The organism is Paenibacillus sp. J22R67, from assembly GCF_059692175.1.
This window is the reverse complement of sequence record NZ_JCAUAX010000004.1, coordinates 795,983-821,570: the sequence shown is the minus strand read 5'-3', so window position 1 is coordinate 821,570 and position 25,588 is coordinate 795,983. Positions and strand designations below refer to the sequence as shown.

Below are 25,588 nucleotides of genomic sequence, written 5' to 3'. Positions count from 1 at the left end.
TACAATGGGCAGTCTCTGGGCATGGCCTAAGCTGAATTACCAAGAAACTGTAAAGATTAACTATCGTAATCCGTTTACCCCTTGACCGATCCAATAAGGACCCCCTTGGCAAAATGTTTTTGCAGGAACGGATAGACGAGCAAAATAGGGATGGTGCCGACGACGATGACCGCCATTTTGATGGATTGCTCCTGCTGCTTCACGAATTGCGGATCGACTGTGCTCATATCGCCTGCCGCCATTTGCGAGAGCAGGACAATTTGTCTCAGCATGACCTGAAGCGGCCATTTGGCAGGATCGTTGAGATACAACAAGGCGGAGAAAAAGTTGTTCCAGTGGCCAACCGCATAAAACAAAGTGAATGTAGCCAGAACGGGCATCGATAAAGGAAGAACAATGCGCCAGAGTAGGCCTAGTTCTGTGCAGCCGTCAATTTTGGCTGCTTCCTCCAGCTCTTGCGGGAGTTCTTGGAAGAAGTTTTTGACGATGATCAGGTTAAAGGCGCTGATAGCTCCTGGAATCATGAGAGCCCAATAAGTATCAATCATATGCAGCTCGCGAATAACGATATAAGTCGGAATTAAACCGCCACCGAAGAGCATAGAGAAAACAATCATGTTTAAGACCGTATTTCGTCCCATAAGTCCTCTTTTGGACAGGGCATACGCCATCGTTACGGTAAAAAATAGATTGACCATCGTACCCAGAATGGTTACATATAGCGAAACCCAAATACTTTTTAAAATCGTATCCGTTGAAAAAATAAATTGGTAAGCCGATAAGGTGAACGTTTTCGGGATCAGGAAGACCGCTCTTTGCGTCAGCTCCGTATCCGAGGCGAAAGAACCAGCCACCACATAGATGAAGGGCAGAACGGCCACGATACCGATAATACTAAGCAGGATATAATTGCTTACGTCGAACAGGGTCCCTGATAAGCTTCTGTATTTTGTATTCAATGTGCCTCTCCTCCTTCACCTAATAAATGCCGGATTGGCCGAACCGCTTCGCCAGCCAGTTGGCTCCGAGAACAAGAATGACGCCGATGATCGCTTTGAACAAGCCAACTGCTGTACTATAACTGAAAGCGCCTTGCGTAATCCCCATCATATACACGTAAGTATCGAAAACTTCCGCTGTTTCCCTGTTCAAAGGGTTCAGCATCAAGAAAATTTGCTCGAAACCATTGTCCAGAACATCCCCCATCCGAAGAATAAGGAGTATGATGATCGTACTGCGAATGGAAGGCAGTGTAATATGCCATACCTGTCTGAAGCGGTTGGCACCGTCCATAATGGCTGCTTCATACTGTTCAACATCCACACCTGCCAATGCGGCAAGGAAGATGATCGTGCCAAATCCGCATTCCTTCCAAATAGTTTGAAGGATGATCATCGGACGGAACCACTCTGGACTAGCCAGGAAATCGATTTTGGCGCCTGTATACTTCTCTACCATCTCATTCACAATTCCGCCTTGCGTTGTCAGGAACACATACGTTAAGCTCGCCACGATAACTAATGAAATAAAATGAGGCACATAAATTAGCGTTTGAATCGTTCTTTTGAAGAAAGCCAAGCGAACTTCATTTAAGAGCAGCGCCAGAATGATCGGAGCCGGAAAGAAAAACAGCAAATTATAAAACGAGAGCAACAGCGTGTTACGAAGCAGCATGAAAAACTCAGGGTTCGTGAAAAATACGCGGAAATGCTCCATGCCAACCCAATCGCTTTTCCAAAAGCCAAGAAATGGCTGATAGTTTTTAAAAGCAAGCAGCACGCCCCACATCGGAACATATTTGAAAATGATGAAATATAGCAATCCCGGAGCTAATAGCAAGTACAGCCATTTGTCTTTCAGCAATCGTCCCGTTATGCTTGCACGGCGTTTCGCATGCTCACGGGTACCCGGTTGCGCAATTTCTATTGAATTAGGTGCAGTCACCCGTTTCATCCTCTTCACCTCCAAGAAAGTTGATCGCCCTCGCGAGCGGTGTAGATTCAGTATGCAGCGACATCCATTTTCCGCCTATCGGACATTTTTGTAAGCCCTTCCAACGTGATGTTTTGGCCGAAATCAAGAAAATGCAAACGCGATAAAACAGTGGAAATCCCGCTTATTTCCTGGTGCAAACGGCTCAAAAATGTCCGATAAGGAAAAAGAGGCTGCCCCAAAGTCATCATAAATGACTGAGGGGTCGCCTCTTTTTCCACGGAGCCGATGAATGCCAAAATACGAGAACATCGCTGCTTTATGCGCAGCATGTGTCTGCGGGGCACAGGCTGATACACCTTCGCCGAACCATAGACGCGGGAGGCACATGCCACACAAAGTTGATTCCATATTAACGGGAATTCCTCCCGTTAATTCAGCATAACTATTTGGAAGAGGCTGCCCCCAAGTCAAGATAAATGACTGAAGGGGAGGCTCTTTGTTGGATACACGCCGAGCTGTTGCTTTGCTAACGGACACATTCGCGCTTATTCAGCCAAAATGTGGCCTATACAAAAGCTAACGGACTCCAGCGCAGCTATTCACGTTATCCATGTGCGATTAGCATGTCTATGGGCCTATTAACGGCTCTGGAGTCCGTTAAGCATGAAATAAGGGGCAATTTCGGCAAATATCGGCAACGGTGTCCGTTAGAGCTAAATAGACACGCCCTCCGCCGGAACATGGAACGTGTACATGCAATCATCTCGGAAGATGTGGGGCATTGGATATCCACATATCCACGATCCCACTCAAGCTCACTCTACTTAAAATAAATCGAATACTTATGTAATAAAGCAAGTTTATCAAAATCCTGCAGTGTGAAATGTTTTCTCAATACAGCCACACCCTGCTCGGGGTCTTTGCTCTGAATAGCGCGCAAAATCACCCTATGCTCATTGATCATCGTCCGCCAGTAATCTAACGTCGGCTCCATCAAGTAACGGACCCGCTTACTATTCATCGACTTTTGCTGCAAGACAGCCCATGTGCGCTCCATGTTGCATCCGATGAAAATCCGTTCATGAAACTGATCATCGAGTTCGATGCATGTTTTGAATTGCTGCTCTTCAAGAGCAAGCTCCTGCTGATCAAGCAAATCCTGAAGCACGGTAATATGCTCCGCCGTCATCCTCATACAGGCCAAGCGAATCACTTCTGCTTCCAGCCGCTCTCGTATGAAACCGATTTCATCTACATGTGCTAAATCGATTTTCGTAATATAACAGCCCTTCTGAGGAATAATTTCAACGAACTTGATCTTCGCCAACCTCGCAAAAGCTTCGCGAATGACTCTACGGCTAACGAGCATCATTTCCGCAGCCATTGATTCCGAGATCAGCGTCCCTGGCTTCCAGCTCATCTCAATCATGTTATCCTTCAACGCCTCATACACTTGGTCACGAACGGAACCACTCACATCATGAAGTTGCAAAGACAATGGATTCACCCCTATGGAAAGATAGATTTTCTTCACTTCATTTCACTAGGTCGGTTGGATTCATGCCGGTATATTTTTTAAACAGGTTGCTAAAATAAGGAACGTTTTTATACCCAACTCTTTTGGCCACTTCATAAACCAACATATTGCGATCTAAGAGCAGCTCCTTTGCCTTTTCGATTCGTACACGTGTCAGATAGTTGTTAAAGGTTTCTCCTGTAGCGCTTTTAAATATGATAGCCAGATAATTTCTTGAGACGTAAACTTTGCTTGTAAAATCACTGAGATTAATATCTTCCATATAGTGTTCATGGATATACTGTGTCATGAAGTCGGCAACTTGCTGATGTTTACTGTTTCCCTTGAATTCTCTGCTTGTGCAAATCACCGATATTTTCTCTTTTAACCATTTGGCCAAATGCTCAGACTTCGTAATACCAGCCATTTCCATGACCACTTGCTCATTGGAAAACAGATCATCCAGCACCATCCCAACCTCATACAGGCAATAGGCAAAAATACCCCAAAGCTCACCCGCCAGCATCTGCAGGTAATCAGGTGTACTCGACAACATATTCCGCTCGATCGCTTCTACATGCATGTCGATAATCTCGTAGGCCCTAGCCTCGTGAGATATTTTGATCGCCCCAGCCAGCTCCGAATAAAATTTCACTGGCCGCATTCTAGCCGTTTCCTTTTCCCCTTTGAACATGCTGCTATACATGAATACATCATAGATGGTGTTTACGCGCTGCTCCTTGAGGTCCATAGCACGGAAGGCTTCTTCCGTTGAATCGGGAATATCGGTCCAATGCGATTTGATGGCTCCAATACCAACACGAACCGTCAACTTCAAATGAAGTCTAATGCATTCTATGATTCGGATTGAGAGCTTAGTTAATTTCTCTAAGGAATCCGTGTAGGCTTCCTCTGTATCTAGATGTAACAACAACGCTGAGCGTGTGCTGTGCAGATTGGTGTATTCATAATCTTCAAATTGCTCCCTGACGATCTCTGAAACGATATTATGAACAGCAAATCGGAATAAGTTCCAATCCGACAGTAAGACTTCACTGGCGCGCAAGTCACGAACAATTTCGATTCCCAAGACAATATGTGTTTTGTTTTGCCAATAATGAAACTGAGGCGGCAGCATAGACTCATGCCAGTTACTTCCGAGTGTACCCGCAACGGCGGATTGAACCCATTCTCTCTGGACAAAAGGCTCGTACATCGATAGCTTCTGCTCAAGATCAACCTGCTTCATTCGCTGTTCTTCCTCATCCGTTAGTTCCTCAATCACTTTGGAAAGAACAGAGTTAAGCGTTTGCAAGGAAATCGGCTTTGACACATAATCACTTACCTGAAACCGTAAGGCTTGCCTTGCGAATTCAAAATCGGAATAGCCGCTTAGAATGATGATTTTCCCTTGAAATTCCTCTTCTCGTAACCGCTCAATCATATCAATACCATTCATGACAGGCATATAAATGTCCGTAATCACGATATCCGGCTGAGCTTCCAATACCATTTGTAAACCATCTTCACCGGTCATGGCTTCCCCGACGTATTCGGCATTCAGTGCCTCCCAAGGGATGGCCAACTTCATGCCCTGAAGCACTTGGCGATCGTCGTCAATGATTGCGATTCTCCACATAGTTTGGAAACCTCCTAAAAGAAATGATAGCATGATCTCTTAAGCGCTTAAATGCGACTAATGCACAAATTATTATAAAATCCATTCAATTAATCAGGGTCTGTTCCCCCATAGGGTTGAATCCGGACGTGATGTTAAGGCTGGCAGCGTGATGTGTACGCTCGTCCCGCCTTCTTCGCGCGACTTCAAGACAGCTCCGTAATGATCCCCGAAATAGCCTTTAATCCGTTCCTTCACATTGCGAACACCATAACCTCCTGTATGCCGTTGCTGTTGTTTATCCGGCTTCATCTGTAAGCCAACCCCATCATCCTCAATGACAATATGCAGGGTATCATTACTTACTCCAATGTTTAGTTGAATGCATCCCGTACTACGAACTGCAAAGCCATGAATGATGCAATTTTCTACAAAAGGTTGAAGAATCAGCTTGGGCAGGAATAACTGCTTAATGTCTTTACTTACTGTGATGGCATACTCAAGTCCAGTTTTCCAGCGCAATTGTTGGATCTCCAAATAGCTTTCCACATGCATGACTTCCTCCGCCAATGTCACGAAGCTTTCTCCATTGGAAAGTCCTATGCGGAACATTCGCCCCATTAATTCTATGATTCTGCTGATCTCATGCTGCCCGCGTGTTATGGCCATCCAGTTCAATTGGTCAAGCGTATTATATAAAAAATGAGGATTGATATTCGCCTGCAAGGCTTCAATCTCCGCTTTGCGCTGCTGTTCATGACGGATCTGCAGAGAACGATACAATTCCTCAATCCGTTCATTCTGTTTGGAATACCCTAAGAACAAGTAGCCAAATTCATTCTCATAGTCCTTAGGTACATTGATTTTCTTTCCTCCTAACGAATAAGCCGACATCATGCTGATCAAATATTTAATCGGCTTGGTAAATTGCTTGCTGAGCCATAAAGCAAGCAGCAATGTTAAGAGAATGGCTACTACACCTATGATTCCTACTGCTTCCGCAAGCTTAAATCCACCAGCCGTTATTTGTTCCCAGGGCGTTACTTCTACTAGAATCCAATGTGAACTAGGCGACTTGGAATACACTAATAAGTTATCATCTAATCCAGCTTCTCCCCGAATCCGTGTATATCCGGAATCGTCCAATTTATGCTCAAGCCACTGTGATAACTGGACGTGATTCGAGATGTTCCCCGTGTGTAATAATAATTTACCTGTATCGTCGAGTATCAAACGGTTTACTTCCGATGATTGTCCCGCCAATGCAGCTCGAATACTTTCGGCCTTGATATGGATAACAAGAATACCCAAATACTTATTGTCATACATAATTTTTCTAGCGTAACTCAAAACAGGTACTGTTCCTTGGAAGCTTGGAATCACGTGTTCACTAGACAAGGTTGAATCGTTATCTTGCAAGGCGCTGTACCATATTTGGCTCGAGGCCGCGGACCTCTCAATATATTGAATATAACTCTTGGAATCACCGAATACCGGCTCATCCATATAAAGATCAATTCCTTGAATCATGGGAATGGAGTACGTGACGTTAGCCAAAGTTTGGGCTACATTCCTTGATTCTTGATAACGTTGATACTCATCCTTCTGTACTCTAAGGTAAGAAATGAGCTGCTCCTCACGAGATAAGGAGAGAGAGATCTGTTCAATGGATTGAAGCCGAGTAGAAATTTCCTTATTTAACTCCACAAGAAGCTTATGCTGATAAAGTGAAGTCGTTTGGGCCAGTTCGTTCGATGACATACGAAAGCTGATCAAGACCGTTAAAGTGAGCACAAACACAATTAACGTGGCAAAGCTGTAGAAGAATAACCGATCAATGCGATACTTTTTAAACGGATTGAATACTTTCAGACCAACCATCCTCTCCACAAGTAGCACTTCAGACTAATTGAAGACCTGCCGAGTATCGACAGGTCTTCGAGGTTAACATCCTATTTAAAATAAGTTGGATATTTATTCTTTAATTCTTCTTTTTCAAATCGTACTCTGCTTAAATGTTCACCCATAATCTTCTCCGCACGGTCCGGGTCTTTATCGCGAATAGCCTGAATAATCCCTTGATGCTGCTCTAGAATAAGTCTCCAGTCTTCGTCATCCGCAAGGCGCAGAATGCGAACCCTGTTGTAATGGACATTCATCTGCTCCAGCATGCTCCATGTATGCGTTTTACCACAGCCCACAATGATCGTTCTATGAAACTCTTCATCTAACTCAAAAAAGCGTTCATAGTTCTTCTCTTCCACACATAACTCCTGAAGAGAGTGGAGATGCTGCAGCTGCATAATCTGCTCCGTCTTCAGATCTTGGCAAGCTCTGCGCACAATCTCCCTTTCCATCGTTTCTCGAACAAATCTAGCTTCTTCCACAAGCCCGAGATCAATCAGTGAAATATAAGTTCCCTTCTGTGGAACGGTCTCAATTAAATCCTCTTGAGCGAGTAGCACTAAGGCTTCTCGAATAGGGGTTTTACTTACTTGAAGCATCTCGATAACTTCCTTCTCCGAAATGAGACGGCCAGGCTCAAGCTTTAACTCCATGATATTGTTTTTTAGCGTATTGTACACGTGATCCCGAATCAGTAGACCCTTGGTATCACGTGAAGAAACGGGAAGCTTCATGTCCACCGTATAACACTCCTCCTGATACATCTAATATGATTAGTATACCAGATAAGCAAAACAGTTTAAAGCGCAACTAGTTTTCATATTTTTGCGCAGCCACTTTAAGCTGTTCCAGCGCTTCCTCTGGTGTAATTCGGCCAAAACTCAGTTGATCTCTGACGAGTGGCCAATCCCTATCCACATAATTGATCCAACCGTTCGGGCCTGGACTGTAGGCTTGACCGTTTTTTAAAGTCGCATAAAACATACTTAATCCGTCCTTGTCAATATCACTCATGTACTTTTCAATGGAAGCCGCAATCTCGCTATTAACAGGTAGTCCGCGAACAGTCTTTAAGATAGCTCCTGCTTCCGGATCATGGATGAACCAATCGATGAATGCCTTCGCCTCTTCCGGGTAATGGCTGTTTGCTGAAACTCCGAAAAACATCGAGGGCTTCAACCACCCGCCAGCTTGCTCCGACCGGGGCATCGTGACAAGTGCATATGCGCCTTTCTTCAAGCTGTCCCAGCCTCCTAGATTGTTGGAGAAAGACATTCTCATAATAATTTTACCAGCTACTATCAAATCAAGATTAGGATCAAACTCTTTATCTGAGAGATTGATGTCTGCCGGAGGAACGATGCCGTCCAGGCGCATTTGCTCGAAGGTATGTGCCCATTCTAGGAAGGTATTCTTATCGATATTAAACTTCCCGTCGTCCGTCATCACCTTTTCCTTGCCTCTGCTGTATTGAAAGGCTGAATAGGCAAAGTAATCGCCAGCAAAATCCTTTGTAAAATAGACCCCTTTCGGCAGCTTAGACTTGGATTCCCTTGCCATTTGGAAAAAGTCATCCCATGTCCATCCATTCCTCGGTGCTTCTATTCCCAGCTTCTCTAGGGCTGACCGGTCATAAATCATTCCGAAAGCAACGGAGCCTAATGGCACGGCATAAGACATCCCTTTGTACTGCCCGGAGGCCAAAAGTTTCTGGTCCACCTTGGATAGATTCACGCCAGGTTCTAACGGAATCAATTCCTGACGACTTGCCCAATCCGAGATCCAGCCTGCGTCGAGCTGGACAATGTCAGGCGGATTTTTCGCTAAAGCCTGGGTATTGATCTTATCTAAGTACCCTTCCAAACCGGAATACTCCGGCTCGAAGGTAACATTGGGAAATTTCTGTGTATATAAGTGTAGAACAGACATGGTAGCTTCATGACGCTCTTGAGAGCCCCACCACGCTATTCTCAATTTCACTTTTCCTCCCTCATCTGGAAACGGACCTTTCGGTTGTTCTTTTGTTGGATAACACGAAGTAAGCAAAGTGCCAAGAAAGATACCTGTTAACAAAAACAATTGAAATCGCTTCCATCTGACCATATGTATCTCCCCTAGACGGTTAATAACTCGAAGCTTTGGTGCCTTTCTAATATACCATTTTTTTCTTGCTTAAAGATGAGGTATGATTTAAAATATGAAGCAATAAACAGCCTAGTAATATCAGTATTATCAGATAAGAAATTTACAGAAATTTGAGTTACTTGTCATTTTATTGGAGGTAGTTTTATGAAAGGACATGATTTGAAGGTCATCATGGTAGGCTTAATCGCTCTCCCTACTCTGGTAGGATGTTCCACAGAAAATAAGGCTCAGTTTCCGAGCATAACGAATGGTATAACAGATGAGCAACCTTTCCAGATCAGCATGTCTCTTGACTTTGCCGGTAAAGAAATCCCGCAAGCCAGCAATGAGGTGCAGCAAACCATAGAGCTGTACACGAACACGAAGCTGCAGATCACATATAACCAAGCTAGCGATTATAACAGTAAACTACCTGCTATGATTTCTACTGGACAATTACCGATGGTCATTGCTGGTGACCCTAGACAGTCCTATATTCTCAGTGCGATACAAGAAGGCGATTTTTGGAACTTAACCTCATATATCGACGACTACAAGAACCTCTCCACCTTAAACCCCTTGATTTATGATAATGTCAAAGTGGATGGAAAGTTATATGGATTGCCTCGAACGCGACCGATCTCCAGAAACACTGTGTTTTATCGAAAAGACTGGATAGAAGCGCTCGGTTTAAATCCACCTACGACGATGGATGACTACTACCAGATGCTTAAAGCTTTTACGGAGAAGGATCCGGATAAAAACGGCAAAGATGACACCTACGGAGTCTCGTATATGATGACTGCTGGACAATTCATCCCGGATTTCGGCGTTACTTTTGGCTCACCAAATAACTGGCAGTTAGAAGATGGAACGTTCACCCGGATGGAGGAAACCCCCGAGTATATGGAGGGTTTGAATTTCACTAAAAAGCTGTATGACGAGAACTTAATGAATCATGACTTCGCTTCCGTCGAACGTGCCAAATTCGAAGGCGACTTCGAGAATGGCACAGCAGGAGCCGTAGGAAATACTACGAATACAGCATTAGCCTATCAGTCGCGTGTTCAAAGCCATAGCCCCATGTCAACGATGGATATGACTGGCCCCTTTGCAGGTCCAGAAGGCCTACGTGTTGCTGCCGATCGTGGATCTAACGGAATGATCATGTTCCCTAAGTCAACTGTCAAAACGGAAGATGATCTCAAAAAGCTGCTGACTTTCTTCGATAAACTCGCTGACAACGAAATGGCTGATCTTCTCGAATGGGGCATTCAAGGCAAACATTATGAACTGAAAGACGGCAAACCGCTGCGCACCAATCAAGATCAATATGAAAACCAAGTGGCTTTTCCCTATAAGTGGGTCATGCGAGTTGTCCCAACCGATGATCTGAAAACACCGGGCGATATAGAGCCGATAACTAAACGCCAATTAGAGGTTGAGGACATGAATGGAACCTATGCGATTCCAGACCCCACATTAACGCTATTCTCTAAAACTTGGACGGAACAAGGAAACGAACTTCTTCAAATCCTCAATGATGCAAAAGTGAAATATGTCATGGGTAAAATAGATGAAAACGGCTTTAAATCGGCCATTGATAAAGCGAAAAAGCATGGCTTAGATCAAGCAGCCAGCGAGTATGCAGAGGCCTTTGCTAGCATTCAGAATAAGGACAACGAATAAAAGTGGCTGTACAGAAATCATTCTGTACAACCACTTTTTTTGATTATGTTATTTAAATAAGATTACTTTTGGTTTTTGTAAAACTCTTCATAAGCTTTTTTCTTTTCTTCTTTAACAGCGGTACCGCCCATTTCCATATACGCTTTCACTTGGTCGTCGTACACTTTACTGAAATCAGCCGTTTTGGCTGTGGCGATTTTGGTCAACATTTCTTTTTCTTTATCCTTCAAAATGGTTGCATACTTCACTTCAGCCTGAATCGGTGTATCGACACGCGGAATTGTATAGGCATCATTAGCTCCGGCTTGAATACTCTTCACTGTAAAATCTTTAAAGTTCGGATCTGTGGCGTTAGCCTCGATATTTTTTTGCGGCTCATCTGGACTCACATATTTACCATTTAAGATGATCGCATAATCATAGTAGTTATACAGAATTTGCTTTGCTTCGGCCGTATCAAGGTTAAGAGGTACACCGTTACTATCTAGTTTATAGGAGATGCTTTCCTTACCATTTTGAAGCGCTAGGATATTTTTAGGCTCAGACATCCAGTTCAAATATTTCACAGCCGCCTCCACATTCGGGCTTGCTTTTGGAATCATTAGATACGCACCGTATGCAGGATATTTAGGCTTAGGATGCTTCCCGTCTTTCGTTGAGAACGGATCGATTGCCACCAGCTCTGCTGCGGGGTTGTTCTTCTTCAAGTTCGAATAATAGCCATTATAAACCGGTTCATTCGTGTTCGGCGTACCCGCTCCTGCGATGCCATTCACCATTTGCTGCGCGAATGCTTGGCTAAAGTCAGAGGCAAGAGCAAAATCCTTATCAATTAAACCTTCATTGTACATTTGATTCAAGAACTTCAGGCCGTCTTTATTGCCGGGTTGCTCCCAGTTTGGCGTTGCATACAGATCCGCCGGGGTGATTTTGCTCCAATCCCAGAAGGATTGAATCAACGGCTGCATGTGGAATATATCGATATAGGAATAAGGGATGACTTTTCCGCCCGTATTTCCTGGGTCTTTTTCTTTAAAAGCCCTCATCGTTTGCAGAAATTGGTCCGTCGTCGTCGGCACTGGCATATTCAACTTATCCAGCCAATCCTTGCGAACAAACGTTGTTGTTTGAGATTGAATAACGCGAAGTGCAGGAATCGCATACTGTTTACCGTTGAACATGCCATCTGGTAAGGAAGGTGCAAGCACTTTTTTCAGCTGAGGACCCACTTTATCAATCACTGGCCCCAAATCCGCTAACCCTCCGCTTTGCGCATAGTTCTGAACCGTCGGCTTATCATAGGTGAAGACAATATCCGGCGCAGAATTAGAAGCCATCAAAACATTGAGTTTTTTAACTTCTTCAGAACGAGGTACTGTTACGAATTTGACTGTGATATTGTTTGGTTTGCCGAAATTTTCTTGAATGTATTGCGTCATGAAGTTGTCTGTGATTGGTGGAGCACCTGCAGGGGTATTAGCCCTATCAAAAAGCTCTACTGTAAGCGTAATAGGCTTTGAGCTTGGTGCCGTAGTTCCGCTGCCGGCCGCAGGTGAACTGCTGCTTTCGTTGGTACCATTTGATGAAGTACTGCTGCAAGCAGTTAATACTAAGCAGGATGCCATCGCTACTGTCAATGTCGTATTTACTGATTTATGAAGCATTTTTCGCATTGTGTTGCCTCCCTTTAATCTCAACTAATTTTGTAATATAGAACCTTCGGTCATAGGATGCTTGCCTTGTCCACCGAAGAAGAACTATTAACCTTTAACGGCACCGACAAGCATACCGGAAATGAAATAACGCTGCAGCCAAGGATATACGAGCAGGATCGGCACGGTCGAGAACATGATGCTGGCAGCCTGCAAGCTTTGGGGAATCGGCGTCGAGGAGTTGAAGCCCTCCTGAGCGGATGCATCGTTGGCTTGACTATTAATGACCATTTCGTAGAGCTTTAATTGAATCGGGTAAAGATGCTGATCGTTCACATAAAATAAAGCATCCTGGAACATATTCCAGCGATCCACCGCAGAATAAAGACCAATCGTTGCTAATATCGGAAGCGAAAGCGGAAGCACGATTTTGAGCAAAAATCGGAAGTGTCCACACCCATCCATCCATGCGGAGTCTTCCAACTCGGCCGGAAGCTGTGAAAAATTGGTTTTTAGAATAATCAGGAGAAAAGCGTTGATCAAGATCGGTACTACCAAGGAGAAAACCGTATTTAACATGCCAAGCTGTTTGATCAGTAAATAATGTGGAATAATTCCCGGATTGAAGAACATCGTGATGATAATGAGCAAGAAGAAGATATGTTTTCCTTTAAAATCCCGTCTGCTCAGTGGATACGCAGCCATCACGGTTACGGCCATCGTTACCAATGTATATCCAGCAACCAACAGAATTGTAAAGAGCAGCGAGCGAAGCATAGCGAAATCTCCAAGCACCGATTTGTACGCTCCCCAGGTCCATTCAATCGGCCAAAGGGTTACTTCACCAGACATAATCGGTCTGTTTCCGCTTAACGATAAAGCGAACATATGAATCATTGGCACAACACAGAACAAACAGAAAACTCCAATTACAACAATAATAGCAGCGTCTACAATTCTATTTGTAGGATTTTGATACATCGTTTCACCCCTTAGAAAATCCCCTGGTTATTAACTCTTCTAGATATAAATTCAGCCGTCAAGAGTAAAATGAGCCCTACCACCGATTGAAACAATCCTACTGCTGTAGCAAGAGCGAATCTCGCTGACTGAATGCCAACCGTGTATACGTAAGTACTAATAACCTCGGAAACATCTTTCACATATCCATTTTGCAAAACATACGGTTGTTCAAAGCTAATGTTCGCCATGTTACCGATCTGTAGAATGAACAAAACGATAATCGTAGGTTTGATGCCTGGCAACGTAATATGCCAAATCTTTCGCATACGGGTCGCTCCGTCCACTTCCGCAGCTTCATATAATTCCTTATTGATTCCTGTAAGCGCAGCCAAATACAAAATCGTTCCCCAGCCCGCATGGTGCCATAAGCCAGTTCCTACGTAAGTGGAAATCCAATACATCGGTTTTTCTAGAAACGGAATCGGTTGGCCGCCAATCGCCTTAATCATTTCGTTAATCGTCCCATTGTTGGTGGAAAGAAGTTCAATGGCCATCCCGCCAACAATTACCCAGGAAATAAAATGCGGCAAGTACATTAACGTTTGACTCACTCGCTTGAACCAGCTAATGCGGATCTCATTGAGCATGACCGCCAAAATAATGGGGACTGGGAACGTAACTAAACCCAAAATGTTTAAGACCAGCGTGTTGCGGAACGCTCTATAGAATTGGGGCAGAGTAAAGACTTCTTTAAACACGTCTAGTCCCACCCAATCACTGCCCCAGACACCTTTGAACAGGTTATAGTCCTTAAATGCAACCGCAACCCCCGCCATCGGAATGTACTTAAAAATAACAAAGTAGGCCATAGGGACAATCATTAGGACATACAACTGCCATTGGCGTCTAAAAAAAGACATTCGACTTTGTTTAATCGCCACTGAGGATGTAGTCTGGCTAATTTCAATCTGCATAAAGCGTTCATCCTTTTTAATAAAATTTTTACTAACAAATTGATCTCAATAAATAATACCAGTCTAATTAGTCTTACTAGTATTACTAGTCATCCAACTGAGTTCATTATAATTCACTCTTGTAACCGATTGCAATACCTTTTTTTCAAATAATCCCAGAAAATGAAGACAGCCCTCCATCCTTTCGAATGTTAGGGCTGTCTCGTATTATTTATCTATTTGCAATGTTGTCATACAGTGCCAAAATCAAAGTAACCGCTTCTGCACGGGAAGCGTTGGCATACGGCACGAACTCATGATGCTCTCTTCCTTGTACAAATCCCTTTTTCACTGCTTGCGCAATAGAAGCTTGAGCCCATGTGGGTATCTCATCGGCATCTGCGAAGTCAGTGGTGCTTTGCAGATCTATGTCCTCGCCTAGAGCTCTCATGATCATTACGGTCATCTCCGCGCGGGAAATAGGATTGGCAGCACGGAATGTATGATCAGCATAGCCGTCTATTACTCCTGCCGACACAGCCTTGAAGACAGCGGGTTGCGCCCAAGATGGAATGTCTAGCAGATCAGCGAAATCAGGCGACTGTTCACCCGATTCCAATAAGGCTACAGCTCGATCTAGCATGACGGTAAACTCCGCTCTTGTAATCATCGCTTGTGGTCGGAAGGTTCCGTCTGGGTATCCATCAATGAAGTCAAGCGTTGACGCTCTATTAATACTCTCCCTAGCCCAGTGACCGGCAATGTCGGTAAATACGATCGGCTGTTTGACCTTCGTCCCACTCACATCCAGAGCAATTTGGGCATTCGGCTTAAGTGTGGATACGACAACCGCACTGTTAACGAGCTTCACTTGATTGATTGCGACACTCCCCTTGCCCTCAGCTATGCTTTCGAAGGTAAGCTCAGCCATCTCGATCGTTCCGTTATCCCCTGGCGTCGTTGCCCCTACTTTGGTGTGCCCGAACCTAATTTGACTACCATTGACCTGTGCAGGCACAGATAATCCGGGTATGTTGCTTGTGGCATTTTTAAAATGCAGCCTATTCGTATCATAATTCAAATTTATTTCAAATCCATAGAGATCCAGCAGGTTCTCTCCCACAACGACCACATGGACCTCATGCCCGATTCCTATGCTCGATTCCGAAGTTCTTAAAGAAAAAGCAGGCGTTGTATCCGCTTCAGCTACGGCCATATTCGATCCCAAAACCAGTAGGCAGAGCCATATTATTGCGACGATGCGTGACGTATTTTTCAAGCGAGTTCCCTTCCTTCCTTCCAAATAAAAGCAGAGAAAGACAGATTCCTGTCTTCCTCTGAGTACCTTTTTACCAATTAATAATCAACTTGGCCATTTGCACTAAATCTGCGATATCGATGACGCCGTCTTGGATGAGATCTAAGCTCATTACGGAGTTCCAATCTGGATCTTTCGATGTCTTGCCGTAAGCTTTGACCATTCTCGACAAGTCCCCGACACTTACTTTATTATCATTGTTGGTATCGCCAGGTATCGAAACAATGACCAAGCTTCGGAACAATTGCAGTGCCTCGTTCAGAGAAGTTTTGGCTTGATCTACAGCACTTTGCGTAGCTGACGAATCATTTGCAATTTGCAGAGCTGCGCTGATCGCTGTATTCAGTGCTGCTTTCGATCCGACAGGGTATTGCCCCACAAGCCTACCTTCGGTTGCATTCGCATATGTGCTTTGTGCTTCTGCAATCAACTCAGATAAATCCTGCTTCTCAATCGTAGTAATATGAATGCTATGCGATGTTCCTGCGATTTCATTTTCAACATCATCCTTGCCAACTACGATGACATTGGAAACCGTAACATCGGCATCCCCGGATGCATCCGGCTTAGCTTTGAACTGCAGCTTTAACAGAGCTCCATTCGGATCTGCTTGCAAATTACCGAAAAACACATTAAGCAAGCGGATCTTGCCAGGTTCTATGACTTTATAATCCACCACTTTAAAATCGTCATTAAGCGAAGCAGGTGCAATAAAGTCCAGCTTATACGTATTGAAGGTTACCGTCATATCTTGAGCCAGTGCATCTTGGCTGTATCCGTTTAACCCAAAGCTCAAATCAAACACATCGCCAGTAGATACATTCTCTGGTCCTGTCAGACTGGTTGCATTAACGCCTTGAAGATCAAAGACATAAGGCTGAACATTAGCATTACCCGCCGAGTCTTTCAGCTGAGCAAGAATAAGTTTGCCACCTGATGCAACTGGCTTATCGAAGCCAATGGTAGCAATGGTATTGTTTTCGCTCCAAGTTACGGTGTAATCATTGGCGAAATTGGTGCCGAAACCGAAATTCTGTGGGTCCATCGCATTCTCAAAACCAATGGAAACACTGGTGGTATCTGGTGTAATCACAGCGTTGTTCGGATTAAAGGTGACAGCACCCAAATTGGTTGTTGGCCACGGAAGTGATTCGGGTCTTGCCCCTGTATCCGTGTTTTTGTTCGGATATTGCGGCCAGTCGGCACTCGGGCCAATCTTCACATTCGTGGACGGCCATGACGGCGGCATGATTGATTTATTTTTGTTCAAATCATAAGAAAATTGAAAGTTATAGCTTGGCAGTGATTCAAGCTTCACATCTTCGAGACGGACAACCCTATTCGTCCCTGCGGTATAACTAACCGGGAAACCCGGGACTTCTTCTTGAAAGAAGGAGATCTTGTTGGTGTTATCAGCGTCAGCGCTCGAATAGCCGGTGTTAATAGAAGCGCCATAAGGAAGTATCCACCCCGGCTCCAGTCCTTCATTCACACTTGATGGAACTGGTACGTTGTTGGCGAAGATCTTGATGGCATTCTTATCGACTTTACTTGTAAAACCGAAAACCCATCGTTGATCGCCCGTGTCATCACCCGTGATGCTGGTGCGAAGAATCCCCTTAAGGTCATAACTCTGAAGGTAGACCGATTTATTATCCTTGCTGCTTCCAATGGTCGAAAGCGTATAGCGACCTGCTTTGACCTTATCAGCGCTCAGCGTGAAAGTAGCAACACCGTCAACAACATCTGCGGTATAGGTGCCTGCGCCTGTGTCCAGTTTGACCTGCGGAGCGTCAGTATAAGCTTTGATCGTTGCGGGATAGTCCGCAGTCAACATCTCGTTCGTGGTATAAATCGAGTACTTGCCCGGCTGCGACCAACGGATAAATGAACTGTCTACCTCATACGGATAGACGGACATATTCCACACGCTGCTGTAGGTGGCAGCAGGATGAAGTGGCGGGTTCACGTTAACGCCTAACGTGTCGGGTCCTTCAACCTTGAGCGGATCGCCATATTTTCCTCCGTGAAATTCACGGTCCATGATCGCCAGCATGTAGGCATGGTCACGATCTTGAAAGGCATGCGCGCCGTCATGGACGCGGACGGCGATGTTATCGCCCACACCAAGAAGCTCATAGACTTCTTTGGCTGCGACTGTAGCTAGCACAGTTCCTGGGGAGCTCAGCCAGTCAAAACCTTCTCCCGTATAGGTGATAAGCGGTCGGGGAGCAACCAGCGCAGCAAGTGCATGCGAGTCAAAAGGGAGATTGTCGAGCTCATACCGGAAATCCTCGGCTTTGACGTCCAGCCAATGAGCTTCGCCGGTAGTGAGCAGGTTGGTCGGCTTTTCATTTCGGAAGAAGCTGCGGTTCATATTGGAGTTGCTGTAGGAGGCATTGGGAGCACCAGTGCTGCTATTAGGCACGTTATAGTTGTAGATGCGGCCTTCGGAGCTATAACGCATTGAGGCTATGCCGCCCTGCCCGGGATCGACAGGAACGACGATGCTGATACGCTCGTCGAATGCTCCGGCGAGAGCTGCGCCCTTACCATTGCGAGAAACACCGGTGACAACCGAGCGAGTCGGGTCGATGAGGCCTTGATATGCGCCATTCTCGAGCGCGTCGATGGTGCGGGAAATCCCCCAAGCCCAGCCCATCAATGCGCCGGAATTGCCCTCGTATGTATCTTTATTAAAAGGATACAGTGTGGTATACAAGCCGCTTCGGCTCGCATTGTCGCTATAGATCGTGCCCGTAGGATTGTTCATCACAGCGTAACCGCGACGCAGGAACGCGTTGCGCATGTTAGCGGAAACGCCGCCGCCAACGCCGATAACAAACGGATAAGGAGGCGCGATGTTGGTTTCGCCGGCTTTCAGATCGGCATCCGCTACTCCTTGTTTGTAAGTCGGGATGTAAATGCCGGTTACATTGTAGCTGCCGGACTTGTCATTATCGGGATTTTTGACGGTAACCGTAACCGTAAGCGTTGCGTTACTCGTGCCCAGGTTGCCTGAATAGGTAACATTCTCTTTAGCGGTCTTCATTTCATAGCCGTAGTAGTAATACTGCAGCAAGTCAGAGAGCTCTGAACGCCGCTGTGTCCATTCTTCCTTCTTGGTCACAGATCCATTCGTTCCCTTCGTGGGGTCAAGCAGTTTAAACAGATCAGGCAGGCCTTCCGAACTTGGCAGTTTACTTATATCGGCAGGGAAATACTCGCGTCCTGCTGGCGGTTGGGCTTGAGAAGGACCTTGATTGGACGGATAGTAATTGTTAGTCGCGAAGGCAGCGGGCACCATTGAGAAAAGTAGTGATATACCCAGGACGGTACTTAAGATTTTTTTCTTGGCATTCATGCAGCTTCCTCCAATTTGTGTGAGTGTGCATATCCGAGCTAGTGTGAGCATTACCCCATATTGAAATCGCTTCCATTTTAAAAGAAAAGTTGGCGTTTATTTGATATCCCCCGTATTTATTGCAATCATTTGGAGAGCCTAGACGCCATTAAAACCCGAGAAAATGACAGGAGGTACACACAGGATGGTCCGGGATCTCTTCTTGAACCACTCCAAGCGTAGCTCGAGGCGGGCCAGAATAATCGGAATAGAAATACTGATCAGCAAATTCAAGGTGATTCCATATTGTCCTTGACCCAAGAAATGATGACCTCCTTCCCTCCATAATCGTTAACCATTTCCGTGAATTTATATAACTAGTATTACTAGTCACACAAGTTTGATTATAGATCAAAACGAAAGCGATTTCAATCATCTAATTCATTTATCCAATTCATGACCCTTGTTGTATTCAGAAAAGGCCTGCTCCCAAAATATACTTGAATCACAAGAAAGCCCTTGGGATGAATCCCCGGGCTCTTAGGTCTATGCAGTATCTCTTTCATTTCGTTTTAACCTGCACGCCTCCTTGTCTAACAATATGATCAGCTGTACGAATCGCAAGCGCGACCGTCGTCAATGTTTGATTCTCAGCTCCGATGTAAGGCAAAACGCTATTATCGGCCACATAGAGCCCAGAGACTCCATGGATTTGACCGTATGGATTCGCTACGGAGGTATTGGGATCATCTCCGATTCGGCATGTGCCTGAGTCATGATGCAAATCACCGAGCGGAGTCAGGCAAATTGGCGGTCTCCCGTTCTTGGTAACCAAACGTACGCCCGTGTCTTTGGCAATGCGCTTTATCCCTTCCGTCATTTGACCGACGATACTCCAATCTGCCTCGCTCAAGGAAAAATGAACCTTTATTTCAGGGACACCGTACTCGTCAATTTTGTCCGGATTCAGCGTAATCCAATTGTCGAATCTCGGTTCGACTTTGCCATATCCATAGAAGTTGACCGTGGTTTCACCTGATAAGGGTCTTTCAACGCTAATCGGATACCAGTAGAAGGCTTCTGGCCCGGTCATTAATACGGAATAAGGAGTATCCGGTTTCTGCGGTATCATAATATTCAACGGACCCCAAGGAATAGGAAAATCAGCTGTTGATATCGATCCTGTTGCTTGCACGAAAGTTTGATTCGTCAGAAAGTGTCCGAGTGCCCGGTGCTGAAATCCTGAATGCAAGAGCAGTCGCGGCGTCTCGAACGTACTCGCGCTCAGAACAACGGTTTTGGCTTTTAGGGTATAAGCGGTTTTATCCGGTGAAACAACCGTAACCCCTGTGACTTTTCCATTATCTTGAAGAATCTTTGTGGCGCGTGCGTTGATCGCCAAATCAAATGGCCTCTGATTTAGCGCTCTGGCAAGTAAGGAAATGGAACTCGTAAACATATCGGTATGGATTTGCCCGAGAGACTGAGGTACAATATCAGCCGCAATCGGAAGAGGAGCCGCTTTCGAATAACCGCGCAACCATAACCTCTCCAGTAGAATTTCCGTGAACGATGCTCCTTCGGCGAAGGCATCTGTGACATTCATGACTTGCTCAGCAATGCCGTAATAGCTTTCCATCTCATGGACAGGTATGGGCCACTTCGCCAGGTCCCATTCATGTAGCCGGGGAGTAAACGCATACCAGAATAACGTTCTGCCACCCAATGCGAAAAGCTGTCTGGCTCCCGGATATTCAGGTAAAGCGCCGGGCAGCGGCTTAGATAAATAACTAAAATAAGCCGCGAGGCGATCTTGGTTTAACGTGGACAGGTTTCGGGCATGCGTCGGGATGACCTGATCGCCCCGTTCAATGATGCCAATTCGCTTCTTTTCCTTCTTCCATTGTTCGCAAAGTCTCCAGAGCACAGATCCTCCACCGGCACCCGTGCCGATGATGAGAACATCATATTCCTGCTGAGCCATCTCGGAGAGCGGCGTGAGGGGAATCCAGTTGTTCAGCATTTCTGCTGGTTCAACTGGACAAGTCGGTAAGGAACCAACCATTGAAGCTCTCGATGCTGTTTCGGAAGGAAGATAGACCGAAACGCCGGTAATATCGAGATCTGGATGTGGAATATGCGGATTGAGCACCATGAGCTCTTCAGAGGATATAGCGTTTTTCACCGCAATAGCTCTAAGTGTTTCCTGCTTGTTCGAGACCCATATTTTCAAAGGCTCTCACTCTCCATCCGGGCTAATCATGTAACTTAACGTTTCAAAGTTATCCGCTATCCTTGTTATCAAAACGTTACGTATGGCACTGTGTTGCCGAAAGTCGGCGCCGTTCCATGAGCGGATGCCGCCCAACGCACGCTGTTAGCGATTACCCGCAAAATTTGTTTATGATAATAAGTTGGATAAGCCTCATGTCCAGGTCTGAAATAAAATATTTTTCCAAGACCGCGCGTATAGGCACACCCGCTTCGAAACACTTCACCACCTTCGAACCAGCTTATAAATACAAGCTCTTCCGGCGCCGGAATGTCAAAAAATTCCCCGTACATTTCCTCCGGTTTGAGATCGATATACTCACCGATGCCTTGTGTAATCGGATGGGCAGGATTGACAACCCACAGAAACTCCCTTTTCGCATCTTCCCGCCATTTTAAGTCACAGCTGGTCCCCATTAATCTCTGAAATATTTTGGAGCGATGTCCGGAGTGAAGTACGATCAAACCCATTCCTTGCAATACCCTTCTTTGAATGCGTGTGACGACTTCATCAGACACCTGATCGTGCGCTAGATGACCCCACCAAATTAGCACGTCAGTTGCCTTAAGTACCTCTTCGGTCAAACCATGCTCTGGCTGTTCCAGGGTAGCAGTTCGAATCTGAAACCCATACTCCCCAATGCCCTGTGCAATTGTATGATGAATACCATGAGGGTAAACAGAAGCGATCTTAGGGTCCGTTCTCTCATGAATATATTCATTCCAAATCGTTACGCGGACCGGTCCCATTCCATACATCCATCCGTTTCCAATCGATGTTCTCACCAAGAGTCCCTCCCAGCTTAAATCCCCAACATGCGACATAAACATTTCAGCGCCAATCATATATTGAATTGAATGTTAGTGAAGGATGTGACCTAATTGAAAGTTTATGTAGCTGACCACGGTGATACTTTAAATAAATTGTCCAGCCATTTTAAAATTGCACTGGAACATTTGCTCGCGAGCAATCCACACATAACCAATCCCTTTATGGATCTTGCCGGGGTACATATAAACCTATTTTCCACAAGAGAACGGAACCATGTCAATCGAATCGATGCCGCATTCTGCCCTCCTGTTCACGAGCAATTCTTTATGCCACATTGGATTCCGCTTACGCCCATCGAACATATGGCTGCAACTGAATACGATGTTCTTGTTGTTGGATCTGGCGCCGGAGGAGGAGCGGCACTCTGGCGCTTAAGCCAACAGTTGGAACATGCGGGAAAGCGGATTGGGATCATTGAAAAAGGAGATCTCTTCCTGCCCACCCATGCGGCAAATATAGCCACGATTACCGGAGATAATTTCAGATTGTATGCGCCACCTCAAATAACGGATCCGATCGGGAACAGACTTCCACAATTTCCTGGCATGAAGCTCGTTTATGCGCTTGGCGGCAGAACCTTGTTGTGGGGAGCGATCTCTCCTCGCATGGCCGCAATGGAATTGGCAAACTGGCCTGTTCCCCTTGAAGAAATGGAGATTTATTACAATATTGCCGAAGAGGTTATGAACGTAACAACCTCCTATACGAAAGGTTCATCCATCACACAAATCCTTCTCCAGCGGCTGCGGGATAACGGATTCCACACGGCTGACGATATTCCTATCGCTGCTGATCTTGACGAAACGCGGTACGGGAAGCTGCATGCTAATGTGTTTTTCAGCTCCATCGTTTTTTTGGCCAAAGCATTAAGCCATCGCTCCTTTGACTTGGCCGTCAATAGCTATGTGACGGAAGTTGTGACGGATGGCGGAAGAACCATTGGCGTTCGAGTGATGACCCCGGATATGCGCTCTTATTTCATAAAAGCAAATCATGTTATTTTATCAGCCAGTGCCCTGCAGACGCCGCGCATTCTGCTTAACTCTAAAATACCTGGGAAGGCAATCGGACATTATTTAATTAATCATTCGTACTTGATTGCCACAGCCAATGTAAGCACATTGGGTTTCTATGAACCTCTAGGGGCTTTGGGCATTATCATTCCTGAATCCCCTGGTCATCCGTATCAGCTTCAGCTCCAAGGACCTGAACAATTTTTTAACTACCAATACGAGAAAAAACCAGTCAAAGATGATTGGCATATCAGCTTTTTCGGTGCTTCCGGCAGGGTTGAAGCCCGGTATGAGAACAAGGTCTATATCGACCCGAGCCGGCAGGATCGTTACGGTGTTCCGGACATACAGATCGATTTCTCATACAGCACGCAAGATGATGCAATTATGCGTCAAATGTACAGCGCTATGGAAAGGGCTTCCACAGCCATGCAGCTTCGTCTAGCCACGTTGAAAGGCTCATTAGCAATATGCTTAATGCCGCCTGGCGGGGATAACCACGAAGCAGGAACATGCCGAATGGGTGATGATCCCTCTACCTCAGCCACAAATCAATATGGTCAAATTCATGGCATTTCAGGTTTATACATCGCTGATAACAGTGTTCTTCCTTCTATGGGCGCAGTGAATCCAACATTGACGACAGTAGCTTTGGCGATCCGAACTGCTGATTATATCTGCAAGATGATCCTCTGAGCTTAGACCCGAGCAATTCGGTTTTTTTGTCCTTTCCTTTACCCCCAGTGTATGCCTAAACAAAAAAAGCAATGACTGCCCCAGCCTTTAATCCCTATAGGCACTAACTCTACAAATCACATAATTTTCCTGCATCTTGGCATACTAAGTAACCATATACCCAGTTTAGAAGGAAACCGACCTATGGATCTACGAAAATTATTCAAAAAAAGTAAACCGCCGGTATCCGACAACCAAGTCTTACCGTCCAATTCTGACGCAGCTCCCCTCTTCCTTCAATTGGCAGAGAATCAAGCATGGTTAGAGCAACGACTTGCCGATTGTTCCGATGTTATTTACCTTTCCAGAAATTTCGGACCTGATTTAGAGAATGCGGCTCTTATTGTTTATTGTGATTCACTCATTAATGACAAAGAATTAATTCATTTTAAAGATGTGCTCGAAGATCTTGACTTTCATGATATCGAAGTTGAAACCGCTAATGTGCTCGAGGATGCGTTTTCCTTTTTTGAACACCATGGCGTCACTTCAAAGAATATGATGTTGATTACTCAGTTGACGAACGTAGAAGAATACATCTTAAATGGCCATGTCGTGATTTTTTTCGACCAATGGGATAAAGCACTTAGCTTTAACGCGCTTTCTATCGATGCAAGGCAAATAGGCGAACCTTTGAATGAACCCGTAGTTCGAGGACCCCAAGAAGCCACGATTGAGAATCTGAAGGTAAACTTGGGCATGCTGCGGAACAGATTAAAAAGCTCCAAATTCAAAATCCAAAAGTTCATCGCGAGTGGCGAAACACATACGGAGATTGCCGTTGGCTATTTGGATGGCGCCGTAAATCCGGAAACCTTAACCTTATTCCAAACCAGATTTGATAAAGCGATTCAGGAAGAGATTTTGGAAGTCGCTTATATTGAGGAATTAATCGAGGACTCCACGTATTCCCCTTTTCCGCAATATCGGCATACGGAACGCACGGATACGGCTGTTGCAGCACTTCTGGATGGCAAGATCATTGTTCTTACTTCAGGTTCTCCCTCCATCATGATCTGCCCAGGCCTCTTTGTTGAATTCTTCAGTTCGAGTGAAGATTACTATATTCGTTCTCTCTATACATCACTCATCCGTCTTCTCAGACTTTCTGCTTTTATTATGGCACTTACGTTGCCGAGTCTATATATTGCTATTTCAACGTTTCATTCCGAACTGATTCCAACTGTGCTTCTGTTAGCCATTATCGATACACGTGAAGGGATTCCCTTTCCCGCTTTTATCGAAGCGTTATTGATGGAATTCTTCTTTGAAATCATGCGTGAAGCTGGCATACGACTGCCAAGACCTGTAGGTTCTGCCGTCAGTATTGTCGGAGCGCTTGTCATCGGACAAGCTGCGATTGAGGCCAAAATTGCTTCACCCATCATGGTTATTATCGTTGCACTGACAGGAATCGCATCATTTTCCTTACCCAATTATAATATGGCCATCTCATTGCGAATCTTGCGATTTCCCTTAATGCTTCTGGCGGCTACTCTAGGCGGGTTTGGGTTCATGATTGGTTTCCTGTTTATTTTTCTGCATTTAGTGAGTTTACGTTCCTTGGGTCAGCCTTATCTGGCTCCATGGGCTCCTTTGCGGGTGGAACAATTAAAAGACGGATTCTTACGTTTCCCTTTGAAAATTCTGCTCCGCTCTCCGCGAAACCGGCACATGCATAAATCGCATAGAAAGTAACCGTTGCCATAGAAAGAAGGAAA

General features: G+C 45.2%; 19 protein-coding genes. 3 read left to right on the top strand and 16 right to left on the bottom strand.

Translation table 11 applies throughout. The annotated features are described in order from the left end of the window. Positions 1 to 74: 74 nt before the first annotated feature. The 8 genes from AC58VC_RS19820 to AC58VC_RS19785 all read right to left on the bottom strand — a co-directional run bounded on the left by AC58VC_RS19820 (position 75) and on the right by AC58VC_RS19785 (position 9,077). Entirely contained in the window at positions 75 to 959 is an 885-nt protein-coding gene (locus AC58VC_RS19820) for a carbohydrate ABC transporter permease (RefSeq protein WP_497370541.1), read from the bottom strand. 19 nt (positions 960 to 978) lie between these two features. Continuing rightward, the gene (locus tag AC58VC_RS19815) at positions 979 to 1,953 is read right to left on the bottom strand and encodes an ABC transporter permease (protein ID WP_497370540.1); all 975 of its coding nucleotides are present in this window, start codon (positions 1,951 to 1,953) and stop codon (positions 979 to 981) included. 123 nt (positions 1,954 to 2,076) lie between these two features. After that, the gene (locus AC58VC_RS19810; RefSeq protein ID WP_497370539.1) at positions 2,077 to 2,343 is read right to left on the bottom strand and encodes a hypothetical protein; all 267 of its coding nucleotides are present in this window, start codon (positions 2,341 to 2,343) and stop codon (positions 2,077 to 2,079) included. Positions 2,344 to 2,755: 412 nt separating this feature from the next. After that, complete coding sequence (locus AC58VC_RS19805) at positions 2,756 to 3,433, bottom strand: GntR family transcriptional regulator (RefSeq protein WP_497370538.1); 678 nt, start codon at positions 3,431 to 3,433, stop codon at positions 2,756 to 2,758. A 37-nt stretch (positions 3,434 to 3,470) separates the two neighbouring features. Then, positions 3,471 to 5,090 (bottom strand): response regulator transcription factor, encoded by a 1,620-nt coding sequence (locus AC58VC_RS19800; protein ID WP_497370537.1) that lies wholly within the window; start codon positions 5,088 to 5,090, stop codon positions 3,471 to 3,473. Positions 5,091 to 5,183: 93 nt separating this feature from the next. Continuing rightward, the gene (locus AC58VC_RS19795) at positions 5,184 to 6,950 is read right to left on the bottom strand and encodes a cache domain-containing sensor histidine kinase (protein WP_497370536.1); all 1,767 of its coding nucleotides are present in this window, start codon (positions 6,948 to 6,950) and stop codon (positions 5,184 to 5,186) included. Positions 6,951 to 7,021: 71 nt separating this feature from the next. Further along, a complete protein-coding gene (locus AC58VC_RS19790; protein ID WP_161411158.1) occupies positions 7,022 to 7,708 on the bottom strand; it encodes a GntR family transcriptional regulator in 687 nt (228 codons plus the stop codon). 76 nt (positions 7,709 to 7,784) lie between these two features. Further along, the gene (locus AC58VC_RS19785; RefSeq protein WP_497370535.1) at positions 7,785 to 9,077 is read right to left on the bottom strand and encodes an ABC transporter substrate-binding protein; all 1,293 of its coding nucleotides are present in this window, start codon (positions 9,075 to 9,077) and stop codon (positions 7,785 to 7,787) included. Between the two features lie 186 nt (positions 9,078 to 9,263). Here AC58VC_RS19785 and AC58VC_RS19780 point away from each other — a divergent pair, with 186 nt between their 5' ends. Then, a complete protein-coding gene (locus AC58VC_RS19780; protein ID WP_497370534.1) occupies positions 9,264 to 10,787 on the top strand; it encodes an extracellular solute-binding protein in 1,524 nt (507 codons plus the stop codon). Positions 10,788 to 10,849: 62 nt separating this feature from the next. On the opposite strand, the gene AC58VC_RS19775 is transcribed toward AC58VC_RS19780, so the two are convergent. From AC58VC_RS19775 to AC58VC_RS19740, 8 genes are all read right to left on the bottom strand, one after another. Further along, positions 10,850 to 12,460 carry an extracellular solute-binding protein gene (locus tag AC58VC_RS19775; RefSeq protein WP_497370533.1) on the bottom strand — a complete coding sequence of 537 codons (1,611 nt, stop codon included), beginning with the start codon at positions 12,458 to 12,460 and terminating at the stop codon, positions 10,850 to 10,852. 87 nt (positions 12,461 to 12,547) lie between these two features. Then, positions 12,548 to 13,420 (bottom strand): carbohydrate ABC transporter permease, encoded by an 873-nt coding sequence (locus tag AC58VC_RS19770; protein WP_497370532.1) that lies wholly within the window; start codon positions 13,418 to 13,420, stop codon positions 12,548 to 12,550. Positions 13,421 to 13,431: 11 nt separating this feature from the next. After that, positions 13,432 to 14,322, bottom strand: coding sequence for an ABC transporter permease (locus tag AC58VC_RS19765; RefSeq protein WP_497370605.1), 891 nt, complete (start codon positions 14,320 to 14,322; stop codon positions 13,432 to 13,434). A gap of 265 nt (positions 14,323 to 14,587) precedes the next feature. After that, positions 14,588 to 15,634 (bottom strand): S-layer homology domain-containing protein, encoded by a 1,047-nt coding sequence (locus AC58VC_RS19760; protein WP_497370531.1) that lies wholly within the window; start codon positions 15,632 to 15,634, stop codon positions 14,588 to 14,590. 70 nt (positions 15,635 to 15,704) lie between these two features. Then, on the bottom strand, positions 15,705 to 19,037 hold the full coding sequence (locus AC58VC_RS19755) for a glucuronyl esterase domain-containing protein (protein ID WP_497370530.1): 3,333 nt from the start codon (positions 19,035 to 19,037) through the stop codon (positions 15,705 to 15,707). Positions 19,038 to 19,175: 138 nt separating this feature from the next. Next, on the bottom strand, positions 19,176 to 19,337 hold the full coding sequence (locus AC58VC_RS19750; protein ID WP_497370529.1) for a hypothetical protein: 162 nt from the start codon (positions 19,335 to 19,337) through the stop codon (positions 19,176 to 19,178). A gap of 241 nt (positions 19,338 to 19,578) precedes the next feature. Next, positions 19,579 to 21,249, bottom strand: a complete 1,671-nt coding sequence (locus AC58VC_RS19745; RefSeq protein ID WP_497370528.1) for a GMC oxidoreductase — start codon at positions 21,247 to 21,249, stop codon at positions 19,579 to 19,581. Positions 21,250 to 21,317: 68 nt separating this feature from the next. Further along, the gene (locus AC58VC_RS19740) at positions 21,318 to 22,037 is read right to left on the bottom strand and encodes a ThuA domain-containing protein (protein WP_497370604.1); all 720 of its coding nucleotides are present in this window, start codon (positions 22,035 to 22,037) and stop codon (positions 21,318 to 21,320) included. Between the two features lie 132 nt (positions 22,038 to 22,169). Here AC58VC_RS19740 and AC58VC_RS19735 point away from each other — a divergent pair, with 132 nt between their 5' ends. Continuing rightward, a complete protein-coding gene (locus AC58VC_RS19735; RefSeq protein WP_497370527.1) occupies positions 22,170 to 23,828 on the top strand; it encodes a GMC oxidoreductase in 1,659 nt (552 codons plus the stop codon). A 183-nt stretch (positions 23,829 to 24,011) separates the two neighbouring features. Next, complete coding sequence (locus AC58VC_RS19730) at positions 24,012 to 25,565, top strand: spore germination protein (protein WP_497370526.1); 1,554 nt, start codon at positions 24,012 to 24,014, stop codon at positions 25,563 to 25,565. The last annotated feature ends 23 nt before the right edge of the window (positions 25,566 to 25,588 follow it).

Coding starts and splice junctions, on each gene's coding strand:
- AC58VC_RS19765 (WP_497370605.1), bottom strand. CDS start 14,322: ATGTCTTTTTTTAGACGCCAATGGCAGTTGTATGTCCTAATGATTGTC.
- AC58VC_RS19775 (WP_497370533.1), bottom strand. CDS start 12,460: ATGCGAAAAATGCTTCATAAATCAGTAAATACGACATTGACAGTAGCG.
- AC58VC_RS19770 (WP_497370532.1), bottom strand. CDS start 13,420: ATGTATCAAAATCCTACAAATAGAATTGTAGACGCTGCTATTATTGTT.
- AC58VC_RS19800 (WP_497370537.1), bottom strand. CDS start 5,090: ATGTGGAGAATCGCAATCATTGACGACGATCGCCAAGTGCTTCAGGGC.
- AC58VC_RS19730 (WP_497370526.1), top strand. CDS start 24,012: ATGGATCTACGAAAATTATTCAAAAAAAGTAAACCGCCGGTATCCGAC.
- AC58VC_RS19785 (WP_497370535.1), bottom strand. CDS start 9,077: ATGGTCAGATGGAAGCGATTTCAATTGTTTTTGTTAACAGGTATCTTT.
- AC58VC_RS19795 (WP_497370536.1), bottom strand. CDS start 6,950: ATGGTTGGTCTGAAAGTATTCAATCCGTTTAAAAAGTATCGCATTGAT.
- AC58VC_RS19790 (WP_161411158.1), bottom strand. CDS start 7,708: ATGAAGCTTCCCGTTTCTTCACGTGATACCAAGGGTCTACTGATTCGG.
- AC58VC_RS19740 (WP_497370604.1), bottom strand. CDS start 22,037: ATGGGACCGGTCCGCGTAACGATTTGGAATGAATATATTCATGAGAGA.
- AC58VC_RS19815 (WP_497370540.1), bottom strand. CDS start 1,953: ATGAAACGGGTGACTGCACCTAATTCAATAGAAATTGCGCAACCGGGT.
- AC58VC_RS19755 (WP_497370530.1), bottom strand. CDS start 19,037: ATGAATGCCAAGAAAAAAATCTTAAGTACCGTCCTGGGTATATCACTA.
- AC58VC_RS19810 (WP_497370539.1), bottom strand. CDS start 2,343: ATGGAATCAACTTTGTGTGGCATGTGCCTCCCGCGTCTATGGTTCGGC.
- AC58VC_RS19780 (WP_497370534.1), top strand. CDS start 9,264: ATGAAAGGACATGATTTGAAGGTCATCATGGTAGGCTTAATCGCTCTC.